At 71.1% G+C, this 11,008-nt stretch carries 9 protein-coding genes; 7 read left to right on the forward strand and 2 right to left on the reverse strand.

Annotated elements, in window-relative coordinates:
• Positions 1 to 53: 53 nt before the first annotated feature.
• A complete protein-coding gene (locus ACIRF9_RS50685) occupies positions 54 to 965 on the reverse strand; it encodes a LysR family transcriptional regulator (protein ID WP_403837206.1) in 912 nt (303 codons plus the stop codon).
• A gap of 351 nt (positions 966 to 1,316) precedes the next feature.
• On the opposite strand from ACIRF9_RS50685, the gene ACIRF9_RS50690 reads away from it, so the two are divergent.
• The 6 genes from ACIRF9_RS50690 to ACIRF9_RS50715 all read left to right on the forward strand — a co-directional run bounded on the left by ACIRF9_RS50690 (position 1,317) and on the right by ACIRF9_RS50715 (position 8,828).
• Positions 1,317 to 2,660, forward strand: a complete 1,344-nt coding sequence (locus tag ACIRF9_RS50690) for an aminomethyl transferase family protein (RefSeq protein ID WP_403837207.1) — start codon at positions 1,317 to 1,319, stop codon at positions 2,658 to 2,660.
• A 32-nt stretch (positions 2,661 to 2,692) separates the two neighbouring features.
• Positions 2,693 to 3,565, forward strand: a complete 873-nt coding sequence (locus ACIRF9_RS50695) for a methylenetetrahydrofolate reductase (RefSeq protein ID WP_403837208.1) — start codon at positions 2,693 to 2,695, stop codon at positions 3,563 to 3,565.
• Entirely contained in the window at positions 3,562 to 4,467 is a 906-nt protein-coding gene (purU, locus tag ACIRF9_RS50700) for a formyltetrahydrofolate deformylase (protein ID WP_403837209.1), read from the forward strand. Before ACIRF9_RS50695 ends, purU begins: the two co-directional genes overlap by 4 nt.
• A 930-nt stretch (positions 4,468 to 5,397) precedes the next feature.
• A complete protein-coding gene (locus tag ACIRF9_RS50705) occupies positions 5,398 to 6,261 on the forward strand; it encodes a bifunctional 5,10-methylenetetrahydrofolate dehydrogenase/5,10-methenyltetrahydrofolate cyclohydrolase (protein WP_403837210.1) in 864 nt (287 codons plus the stop codon).
• Between the two features lie 116 nt (positions 6,262 to 6,377).
• Positions 6,378 to 7,304, forward strand: coding sequence for a LacI family DNA-binding transcriptional regulator (locus ACIRF9_RS50710; RefSeq protein ID WP_403837211.1), 927 nt, complete (start codon positions 6,378 to 6,380; stop codon positions 7,302 to 7,304).
• A 162-nt stretch (positions 7,305 to 7,466) separates the two neighbouring features.
• The gene (locus ACIRF9_RS50715; RefSeq protein WP_403837212.1) at positions 7,467 to 8,828 is read left to right on the forward strand and encodes an aminomethyl transferase family protein; all 1,362 of its coding nucleotides are present in this window, start codon (positions 7,467 to 7,469) and stop codon (positions 8,826 to 8,828) included.
• A gap of 81 nt (positions 8,829 to 8,909) precedes the next feature.
• On the opposite strand, the gene ACIRF9_RS50720 is transcribed toward ACIRF9_RS50715, so the two are convergent.
• Entirely contained in the window at positions 8,910 to 10,250 is a 1,341-nt protein-coding gene (locus ACIRF9_RS50720) for an aminomethyl transferase family protein (protein WP_403837213.1), read from the reverse strand.
• A 138-nt stretch (positions 10,251 to 10,388) separates the two neighbouring features.
• Between ACIRF9_RS50720 and ACIRF9_RS50725 the strand changes: the two genes are divergently transcribed.
• A complete protein-coding gene (locus tag ACIRF9_RS50725) occupies positions 10,389 to 10,883 on the forward strand; it encodes a MarR family winged helix-turn-helix transcriptional regulator (protein WP_403837214.1) in 495 nt (164 codons plus the stop codon).
• Positions 10,884 to 11,008 lie beyond the last annotated feature (125 nt).

Genomic DNA, 11,008 nt, shown 5'->3' on the forward strand with positions numbered 1-11,008 from the left:
ATTGCGCACGGCGAACACCCCCCGGCGGAGGCGTTCCGCAGCGCCGCGCTTCCTCACGGGCCGATCACGGGAATCGGGTTCTCCTTGAACCAGCGCGCCAGGAACGCGAGCAGAATGACGATCTTGCGCGGCACCGTCCGGCCGGGGCCGTAGACGGCGTACAGCGGACGGTCGGGGACGGGGACATGGGGGAGTTGGACCCTGAGCGCCCCGGAGACCAGGTCCTCGTACACCGACCGCTGGGGGAGCAGGGCGATGCCGCGGCCCTGCAGGGCGGCCTTCTTCAGGGCGATGTACGAGTTCGACGAGAAGACCGCGTTGCGGATCTTGTGCAGGCCGGCGGTGGAGCCGTGCCCCAGGTGCCACACCGGCTCGTTCACATGCACAAGGCAGTCGTGCTCGGCCAGCGCCCCGGGGTGGTCGAGAGGGCCATGGCGCTCGACGTACGTCTCGGAGGCACACAGGACGAACGGGAGCGACGCGATCTTCCTGAGATGCACCCGGGAGTCGCGCAGGTCCCGGGTGTGCAGGGCGACGTCGAATCCGGCGTCCAGGAAGTCGTACGTACGCTCCGACAGCCCGCCCAGCTCGAACCGGACGGCGATCTTCGGGTGCGCGGCGGCGAAGGCGGCGATGGCGTCGCCGACGTCGAGGCTCCCGATCCACTTGGGGCAGACGACGCTGAGCGGGCCTTCCGGCCGGTCGTGCAGATGCGCGATCTCGGCCTCCTCCGCCTCGACCTCCGCCAGGATGCGCGCGGCGAACTCCGAGTACCGCAGACCCTGCTCGGTGAGTGTGACGGACCGCGAGGTGCGGTTGACGAGCCGGACACCGATCTGCCGTTCCAGCTCCGCGACATGACGGGAGACGAGCGAGCCCGACGAGCCCAGGCTGCGGGCGGCTCCGTTGAAACTGCCGAACTGCGCGACCGTGACGAAGCTGCGCATCAGGAGCATGCGGTCCATGGAATCCCTCCAGCCGTCCCCGGCGCGGGCGTCCCTCCGGCCAGGGCGGACATGGGTTGTGAGCTGCCGAACGCCGCCATGCTAGATCGATTAAGTGAGCAGCTGTACCCACTGCGGCAAAATCGATTTAGCGCCCGACTGCGGGAGCGGGTCGGCTTCGGCGGTCGCGCGGGCGCGCGGGGGCGTCGTGCGGCGCCGGCCGCCCCTGTCGAGCACCTGGAGCGCACGTATTGGTTCCGCGTTCGGAACTTCGTGCGCGCGGGCCGCTTTGCTAGTTTCGCTAGATCGATTTAGCGCGCCGCTCGCTTAATCGATTTAGTTCGGGACGCACCACTGCGCAAAGGAGCCGACATGGCAACCCCCTCCCTCCAGGACGGCATCGACGAGGCCGGCTCCCCGGTCAGGCTGCTGTGGCGGCCGAACGCCGAGCCGTGGACCCCCGAGGTCGTGGAGCGCGAGTACACGGGCTGGCGTCAGGAGCAGGCCGCCTGGCACCAGGGCGTGGCCCTCCTCAACCTCTCGCACCACATGTACGACCTCTGGATCGAAGGCCCGGACGCCACCCGGGTGCTGGCCGACCACGGCGTCAACAACTTCGGGAAGTTCGCGATCGGCCAGGCCAAACAGTACGTACCGGTCACCCGCGACGGCCACATCGTCACCGACGGGATCCTGGCCCGCGAGGGGGAGAACAAGTACCTGCTCAGCGGGATCCCGGCCGCCCAGCACTGGGTGCGGTACCACGCCGAGAAGGGCGGCTACGACGTCGGCTTCGTCACCGACCCCTCCTCCGCCTTCCGCCCCGGCGGCGGTGACCCGAAGCTGTTCCGCTACCAGATCCAGGGCCCGCTGGCGGTCGAACTCGTCGAGCGGACCTTCGGCGGCCCGATGCCGGAGACGAAGTTCTTCCACTCCAGCGCCGTCACCCTCGACGGCCGCCCGCTGCGCGCCCTGCGCCACGGCATGGCCGGCCAGGCCGGGTTCGAGTTCATCGGCCCGTGGGAGCACGCCGCGTACGTCCACGAGGCGTTCCTCAGGGTGGGCGAGCCGCTCGGCCTGATCCAGGTCGGCGCCCTCGCCTACGCCACACCGAGCGTGGAGAGCGGCTGGATCCCCTCACCCGTGCCGGGCATCTACACCGACCCCGACCTCGCGGAATACCGTGCGTGGCTCCCCCTGTTCGGCATCGAGGGCAAGCGGCCGCTCAACGGCAGCTACTTCTCCGAGGACATCGAGGACTACTACGTCTCCCCGTACGAGCTCGGCTACGGGAAGATGATCTCCTTCAGCCACGACTTCGTGGGCCGGGACGCCCTCCTGAAAGCCAAGGACGAGCCGCTGCGCACCAAGGTCACCCTCGTCCTGGACCCGGACGACGTACGCACGGTCATCGGACAGGGCGAGGACCCCGGCTTCGTCCTCAGCTACGCCCGGCACCGGGTGGAGAACGCCTCCGGGATGGTCGGCACGACCATGCAGAGCGCGTCGATCGATCCGGTCGGCACGGTCCTGGCCCAGAGCCTGATCGACGCCGAGCACGCCGCACCCGGCACCGAGGTGACCGTCGTCTGGGGCGAGCACCCCGGTTCCGGCACCGACCCCGAGGCCGACCTCGGCTTCCCCCGGATCCGCGCCACGGTCCAGTCCTCCCCGTTCAACGAGCACGCGCGGACCCTCTACCGCCGCGACCGCTGACACCGGCCCACCGACAAGCGAGACGAGAGACCATGAATCCCGCGAGCACGGTACGCGCAGCCGTCGGCACCTCGCTCCTGGAGGACTTCTCCCTGGAGATGACCGGCAAGGACGTCCCGAAACTGGAGGAGGCCCGCGACAGCATCCCCCGGGGCACCCGGATCAACGTCACCTTCCTCGGCAACGAGGACCTGGAGATGCGCCTGGCGGCGGCCCGGGCCGTCAAGCGGCTCGGCTTCGTCCCCGTACCGCACATATCGGCCCGCCGCCTGGGATCGCGCGGCGACTTCGAGCGGTTCCTGGCCGGCCTGCAGGCCGACGGAACGTCCGACAACGTGTTCCTCGTCGGAGGGGACCCGGCCCGTCCCGAGGGCCCGTACGAGGACGCCCTGTCCCTGATCGGCACGGGGCTCCTGCCGAAGTACGGCGTCCGGCACGTCGGGATCGCCGGATACCCCGAGGGGCACCCCGCCATCGACGGCGCCGTCCTGTGGTCCGCGCTGCGGGACAAGCACGCGGCGCTCGCCGCCCAGCCGGTCGAGGCGGGCGTCATCACCCAGTTCGGGTTCGACGTCGACCCCGTGCTGGCCTGGGTGGAGGAGGTGCGGCGCCGGGGCATCGGCGTCCCGGTCAGGATCGGGGTGCCCGGCCCCGCGGGGGTGCGCCGGCTGATGGCGTACGCGGCCCGCTTCGGGGTCGGCACCAGCGCCTCCGTCGTGAAGAAGTACGGGTTCTCCCTGACCAACCTTATGGGGACCGCCGGCCCCGACCGCTTCCTGCGTGACCTCGCCGCGGCCCACGACCCGGCCCGCCACGGCGAGTTGAAGATCCACTTCTATACGTTCGGCGGGCTCGGGGCCACCTCCGACTGGGCCGCCCGCTTCCGGAAGGAGAGCCCCGCATGACCCTCACGCAAGACGCTCCGGCCCGTACGGCCGGCGGCAGGACGGGCGCCCCGCAGGCCTCGCTCATCGTGCAGGGCGCCGACGCCACCGGCATCGTCGCCGCCGTGACGTCCGTCCTCAGCGGTCACGGCGCGAACATCGTCTCCCTCGACCAGTACTCCGACAACCCGCAGGGCGGCGCCTTCTTCCAGCGCACCGTCTTCGGGCTCGACGGGCTCCAGGCCGCGTTCCCCGCCCTGCGGACCGACCTCGACCAGCGCCTCGTGGACGCCTTCGGGCTGCGCTACACACTGCGCGACCTGTCGGTGCCCAAGCGGGTCGCGATCTTCGCCTCGAAGTCCGACCACTGCCTGCTCGACCTGCTCTGGCGCCACCGGCAGGGCCAACTGCCCGTCGCCGTCGCCATGGTGATCTCCAACCACCCCGATGTGGCCGAGGAGGTACGGAGCTTCGGCATCCCCTTCTTCCACGTCCCCTGCCAGGGCGCGGACAAGTCGGCGGCCGAGGCGGAACATCTGCGGCTGCTCCAGGGCAACGTCGACTTCGTGGTCCTGGCGCGCTACATGCAGATCCTGTCAGGGGACTTCATCACCCGGGTGGGAGTGCCGATCATCAACATCCACCACTCCTTCCTGCCCGCCTTCATCGGCGCCGGCCCCTACGCCAAGGCCAAGGAGCGGGGCGTGAAGCTGGTCGGAGCCACCGCCCACTACGTCACCGAGGACCTCGACGAGGGGCCGATCATCGAGCAGGACGTCGTCCGCGTCACCCACGCCCACACCGCGGCCGACCTCACCCGGCGCGGCGCCGACGTCGAACGCGCGGTGCTCTCCCGCGCCGTGCTGTGGCACGCCGAGGACCGGGTCATCCGCGACGGCAACCACACCATCGTCTTCGCCTGACGGCGGGACGGATCGTCGACTCCCCTCGACTGGATCGTCAACTCCCACGACGGGAGTACCGCCCGGCGCAGGGCCAGGCCGTGCCGGGGTGCGCCACACCCCCAGCGGCTTGGACCGGCCCGGGCCACCCGCCACGACACCCGGAGGCCGCCCCGACCCTGGCCTCGTACGGCCTCCGGTCTCGTGGAGCCCTGGCCTTGTGCGGCCGCTGGTCTCGTGTGGCTCTGGTCTCGTGTGGTCCTGGCTTCGTGTGGTCCTGGCTTCGTGCGGCCCTGGTCTCGTGTGGCTCTGGTCTCGTGTGGCTCTGGTCTCGTGTGGCTCTGGCCTTGTGTGGCTCTGGCCTTGTGTGGCTCTGGTCTCGTGTGGCTCTGGTCTCGTGTGGCTCTGGCCTTGTGTGGCTCTGGCCTTGTGTGGCTCTGGCCTTGTGTGGCTCTGGCCTTGTGTGGCTCTGGTCTCGTGTGGCTCTGGTCTCGTGTGGCTCTGGTCTCGTGTGGCTCTGGCCTTGTGTGGCTCTGGCCTTGTGTGGCCCTGGCTTCGCGTGGCCTCCGGCCTCGTCGGGCCTCTGGCCTTGTATGGCCCCGGCCTTGCCCGGCCTTCGGCCCCGCCCGGCCTTCGGCCTTGCCCGGCCTTCGGCCTTGCCCGGCCTTCGGCCTTGCCCGGCCTTCGGCCCCGCCCGGCCTTCGGCCTTGCCCGGCCTTCGGCCCCGCCCGGCCTTCGGCCTTGCCCGGCCTTCGGCCCCGCCCGGCCTTCGGCCCCGTCCGGTCTTTGGCCCCGCCCGGCCCTTGGCTTCCGGCGGGGCCCGGGCCTCGTCCGGCCTCTGGCGCCTGCAACTGCCCCGCCCCGCGCAGGCTGCGCGGGGCGCCCCCTCGGCCGGGCGGGGCGTTCCCTCTGAGCGGGGCGTTCCCTCTGATCAGAAAGCGGTTTGCCACCATGACAACCACGATCGACGGCACCCGTATCGCCCGGCGGATCCGCGCCCGGGTCGCCGAGGAGGTCGCCACAGCCGTGGGCGCGGGAACGGTTCCCGGGCTGGCGACGGTGCTCGTCGGCGACGATCCGGCCAGTGCCGTGTACGTCGCCGCCAAACGGCGTGCCGTCCGGGAGGCCGGCATGCGCGACTTCCATCGTCATCTGCCCGGGCACGCCACCCAGGACGAGGTGGCCGCGGTGATCGACGAACTCGCGGCGGAGCCGAGGGTCTCCGGTGTCCTGCTCCAACTCCCGCTGCCCCGGCAGTTGGACGCGGCCGCGCTGATCGACCGCATCCCCGTCACCAAGGATGTCGACGGCCTCACCACCGCCAGCGCCGGCCTGCTCGCCCGCGGGGAACGCGGACTGCGCCCCTGCACCCCCAGCGGTGTTCTCGAACTCCTCGACGCCGAGGGCATCCCGCTCAAGGGCGCCCACGTCGCCGTGGTCGGCTGGGGCGAACTGGTCGGACGTCCGCTCACCCAGCTCCTGCTGCGGCGCGGGGCGACCGTGTCCGTCGCGCACGAGCACACCACCGACCTCGCGGCCGTCACCCGGCCCGCCGACATCGTCGTGGTCGCCACCGGCGTCCGCGGGCTCGTCGGGCCCGAACACATCGCCCCCGGCGCCGTCGTCATCGACGTCGGCATCCACCGGACGCCGACCGGGCTGACCGGTGACGTCCGCTCCGCCGAACTCGACGGCATCGCCGACCGCATCACCCCCGTTCCCGGCGGGGTGGGACCCATGACCATCGCGATGCTCCTGGTCAACACGCTGCGCGCCGCGCAGTGGGGTGCCGAACGTGAGGCCCTCGCGGCATAGACACCCCCGCACCGACCCCGCACGGAAACGAGCCGTGCACCGACAAGTCACGACTGACCGTTCCCGTAGGCTGGCAGCCGGTGCTTAAACGTTTTAGACGAGGGGAGTGGGCCGGCATGGGCCGTTCTGGCCGGGTGACGTTGAGCGACGTGGCCGAGGCGTCCGGGGTCTCGCGGGCGACGGTGAGCTTCGTACTGAACGACGACCCACGGCAGACGATCTCCGCCGCCACCCGGGAGCGGGTCATGGAGGCCGCCCAGGATCTCGGCTACGTCCCGCACGGCATCGCCCGCGCGCTGCGCGAGGGGTCGTCGCGCATCGTCGTGCTCAACGTCGACCGGGGCATGGAGGGCAACTTCTCCCGGAGCTTCGTCCGGGGCCTGGACGAGGAACTCGCCGAACACGACCACATCCTCCTGGTCCGGCACGGGCAGGCGATCCCGGAGGCCACCCAGAAGGTCCTCGACACCATCGCGCCGCGGGCGGTGCTGCGGCTCGGCGAGGCCTACATGCAGGGGCACGCGCCGGACGAGCAGGACTGGGAGAACGGGTTCGCCGCCAATGCCGCGATGCAGATCGGGCACCTCGCGGAACGCGGTCACACCCGGATCGGGATGGCCCTGCCCGACCATGACTTCCCGCTGACCGAGGCCCGGCTGGGCTTCGCCCGGGAGGCCGGCCGGCGGCTGGGACTCCCACCCCTCGAGTGCTTCGTCGTGCCGCGCCCCCGGGAGGCCGGCGCGGCCGCCGTCGAGGCGTTCCGGGAGGCCCACCCGGACGTCACCGCCCTGGCCGCCTTCGACGACGACATCGCGCTGCGCAGTCTCACCGCCCTGCGCGATCTCGGGCTGCGGGTCCCCGAGGACGTGGCCGTGATCGGCTTCGACGAGACCGAGTACGGCTCACTGGTCACCCCCGCGCTCACCACGGTCCATATCGACGCCGAGATCCTCGGCCGCATCGCCGCCCGCAACGCCCTGGGCATCGACATCGGCGGCCTGGCACCGGTACCGGGCCGGATCGTGGTCCGCGCGTCCACGTGACGCCCGCGCGCTGCGGCGGCGTTTCCTAGGGCGTCAGCAATGGTTGCGTCGCGTCCGGCACCACCGTCCCCGTCCTCTGCTACGTTTCGCTTAATCGATCTAGTTCCCTCCTTCGCGACCGGCCGGGCGCAGAAGCCGAAGTCCCATGAGCCGGAGGATTCCGTGGACACAGCCGAGGTTCAGCGCAGCACGTACGAAGCGGTTCTGCGGCTGAAGGACGCCCCCTTCATCGCGCAGCGGCCCGCCTACTTCAGCCCCGCGGCGGCGGCCCAGGACGAGAGCAACCACCTGGCTTCCTTCGGGGCCTTCGCCCAGACCCTGCTGCCGCTGGAGTACACCGGCTGGGTCGAGGAGTGCGGCGCGCACGTCGCGTCCTGCTACATCGGGGACTGGTCGTCCCTGCACAAGGTGGTCGTCCGGGGGCGGGAGGCGCGCGCGTTCCTCGCCCGGCTCGGCATGCGGGACCTGTCCCGCTTCGAGCACGGGCAGATCAAGCATCACGTCCAGCTCGACGACAACGGCTGGGTGGCGTCCGAGGGGGTGCTGTGCCGCCTGGCCGAGGAGGAGTTCCTGTACACGGCCGGCAGCGCGGACTGGCTGCAGTGGCAGCTGAGCCGGGGAAGCTGGGACGCGGAGGTCGAGGACGTCAGCCCCGACCGCTTCATCTTCGGCGTCCAGGGCCCGGCGGCTCTGGACGTCGTAGAGCGGCTGACGGGGGAGAACCTGCGGGACATCGGCTTCAGCCGGAGCCGGATGTCGAGGATCGCCGGCGTCCCGGTGCGGGTGCTCCGTACGGGTATCTCGGGCGAGCTCGGTTACGAACTGCACGGCCCCGCCGGCCACGCCAACGAGATCTGGTCGGCCGCCGTCGAGAGCGGCCACCCGCTCGGGATCCGCCAGTTGGGCCTGCGCTCCCAGCCGGTTCAGCACATCGAGGCGGGCATCGCCACGAACGGCCTCGACTACCTCCCTGCCGCCATCCTCACACCGGGCGCGCCCCGGCAGTTCCGGCGGGGAGTGCCCGGTGGCAGCTTCGTCCCGGAGAACGGCGTCACGGACTACTTCCGCAAGCCGGGGGAGCTGGGCTGGGGCTTCCGGCGGGGCGTCCCCGACCGGGACTTCCTGGGGCGCGACGCGCTGGCCGCGGATGCCGCCGGGGGCGAGCCGCGACGGACGCTCGTGGGACTGCGCTGGCGGGCCGAGGACGTCTCCGGCATCCTCACCGCGGCCCTCGGCGAGGGCGACCTGCCGGACCCGATGGAACTCCCGCGCGGCCGCGGCCCCGCCTTCGACCAGGTCCTCGTGCACGGCCGGCCCGTGGGCGTGTCCACGGGCCGGACCCTGAGCGTCAACCTGAGGGCGACCATCTCCCTCTGCGTGATCGACCGGCTCCACGCCTCGCCCGGCACCGACGTGGTGGTGCTCTGGGGCAGGCCGGGAACCGCGCAACGCGAGATCAGGGCCACCGTGACCGCCCTCCCCTTCAAGCCGGACCGACGCCGAACCGACGTGTCCACGCTGTAGGCGGGCGGCCGGGCAGACGGGGGCGGGGGGGGGGGGGGCCCCGGGGGGGGCCCCCCCCCCCCGCCCCCGTGCTCGGACGGATCAGTGCCTGTTCGGGAAGGGCCGTGACATCACCGTGCCGCGTACCCGGGTCTGGGTGTGGCGTTCCACGGCCGGGTTCGGGGAGCCACCGTCCGGCTCACCCCATACGATCTCCACCTGGTCACCCACCGCGGCGGCAGGGTCGATCGTGCCGAGCGAGATCCAGCCGCGCACGTTCGAGGAGTACGAGGTGAGCATGGCCGCGCCGACGAGTTCGCCGTCCTTCTCCACGCGGTCGAACTGACAGGCGGTGTAGAACGCGGCAGGCATCTCCAGGTACTTGAAGCGCCGGTCACCCGGCTCGTGCAGGGCGGCGAAGATCTTCACCACGTCGTCGCGGTCCCACAGCACCCAGGCCTTGCGGCGGTGCGGCCCCTCCCTGAGGGCCTCGAGTCCGGCACGCCCGACGAAGTCGTGGTCGAACTTGAGGATGTGGCCGTACCCGAGGTCCCACGGGGTGAGGTAGTAGTCCTCGATGTTCTCGGCGACGTAACTGCCGCCGAGAGCCAGGTTTCCCTCGAACGAACGCGCCGGCATCCACTCCCGGAACGCCTTCATGTCCTCGCCCGTGTAGGTCGCGGGCAGCGTGTTCGCGATCCACCCGGACTCGGTGGCCACCGATGCGTAGGCACGGGCACCGACCAGGCGCAGACCGTACTCGGCGCCGGCCTCCACGATGAGGTCGCGCACCGCGTCGGAGTCGGCGAACGGCCCGGTGAACTCGTACCCGGGGAAGCCGGACATCCGGTGGTTGAGCGCGGTGACCTCGTAGGGGCCGATCCTGAAGGTGCCCATGTGGAAGAACGGGATGTCGGGCATCGGACCGCCGTTGACCTTCTCGAAGATCGCCGCGGCGTGCGGCCCCTGCAACTGGAAGCGGAACAGCTCCCGGCCCTTCGGGTTGTTGACGGTACGTTCGTCCCGCCGGACGGTGACGTCCCAGTCACCGGTCTCGGCATTGAACTGGACCCAGTTGAGGGCCGGCGGACGGCCGACCACGCGGACGTGGTGATCGCCGACGCAGAACAGGATGCAGTCGCCGATCATGTAGCCGTCCGGGCGGACGGTGATGAGCTGCTTGGCGCTGCCCGGCCCGAACCCCTGGAAGCTGTTGGCCCCGACGTGCTCCAGCAGCCGGTACGTGTCGGGCCCCTGCACGACGACATCCGGCATGTGGTGCGACAGGTCCATCAGCGCGGCGCTGGTGCGCCACGCCTCCTGCTCGTCGCGCCAGTTGCTGAACTCGGCCCGGATCGGGAACGGGTACGCACCGGAGCGCCCCTGACGGAGCAGGCGAAGTGCTCCTCCGGCGTTGTTGATCTCTTCTTCGAGACTGGGCATGGCCATCCTCCCACTCGCCGTCGCACAGCCTCGGCGCTGTGCGGGCGTCAGGCTATATCAGGCAACTGAAAAGATTGAAGATGTCTGAAACAATGTTCCGGGGCAGAATGGTGCTCCCACGGACCACGGAGGGTGTCGATGTCACCGGCGACGGGCGGGGCGGTTCCCGCTTGGCAGGACGCACTGCCCCATGCGCTCTGGCGCGCCCAGCAGGCCGTACACCGCCGCCTGCAGACCGCGCTCGACGGTCTTGACGTCACGCCGACCCAGCTCGGACTCGCCGTCCACCTCGACGAACTCGGCGCCATGTCCGCCTCCGACCTGGCGCGCCTCTTCCGCCTCACGCCGCAGAGCGTGACGACCGCGCTCGCCCAGCTGGAACGTCTCGGCTGGATCCGGCGACTGCCGCATCCCGTGCACGGACGCGTCATCCTCAACGAGCTCACGGAAACCGGCCTGGCCGGCGTGACCGAGGGCCGCGCGCGCGTCACCGAGATCGACGGCCTCTTCGCCGAGATCCTGGGCGACGACGGGAGAGGCGAGGTCGTGGCCCGGCTCCAGAAACTGACCGTCGCGCTGGAGGGGGAGGATCCTCCGGCCGGGGCCATGTGGCCGGTGAGCGGCGGCACGTAGGCCCACCCGGCCCGGTGGGCCCGCGACGCGTCAGCCGAGGACGGTCCAGGTGTCGCCTCCGGCCAGGAGTGCGGCGAGGTCGCCCTTGCCCTGTTGTTCGACGGCGGTGTCGAGTTGGTCGGCCA

This window comes from Streptomyces sp. NPDC096132 (assembly GCF_044763345.1).
In the GTDB taxonomy this organism is placed as follows: Bacteria; Actinomycetota; Actinomycetes; order Streptomycetales; family Streptomycetaceae; genus Streptomyces.

What these genes read in the sequence shown, in the direction of transcription:
- ACIRF9_RS50705 (WP_403837210.1), top strand. Translation starts at nt 5,398, where the DNA reads ATGACAACCACGATCGACGGCACCCGTATCGCCCGGCGGATCCGCGCC.
- ACIRF9_RS50710 (WP_403837211.1), top strand. Translation starts at nt 6,378, where the DNA reads ATGGGCCGTTCTGGCCGGGTGACGTTGAGCGACGTGGCCGAGGCGTCC.
- ACIRF9_RS50720 (WP_403837213.1), bottom strand. Translation starts at nt 10,250, where the DNA reads ATGCCCAGTCTCGAAGAAGAGATCAACAACGCCGGAGGAGCACTTCGC.
- ACIRF9_RS50725 (WP_403837214.1), top strand. Translation starts at nt 10,389, where the DNA reads ATGTCACCGGCGACGGGCGGGGCGGTTCCCGCTTGGCAGGACGCACTG.
- purU (WP_403837209.1), top strand. Translation starts at nt 3,562, where the DNA reads ATGACCCTCACGCAAGACGCTCCGGCCCGTACGGCCGGCGGCAGGACG.
- ACIRF9_RS50685 (WP_403837206.1), bottom strand. Translation starts at nt 965, where the DNA reads ATGGACCGCATGCTCCTGATGCGCAGCTTCGTCACGGTCGCGCAGTTC.
- ACIRF9_RS50690 (WP_403837207.1), top strand. Translation starts at nt 1,317, where the DNA reads ATGGCAACCCCCTCCCTCCAGGACGGCATCGACGAGGCCGGCTCCCCG.
- ACIRF9_RS50695 (WP_403837208.1), top strand. Translation starts at nt 2,693, where the DNA reads ATGAATCCCGCGAGCACGGTACGCGCAGCCGTCGGCACCTCGCTCCTG.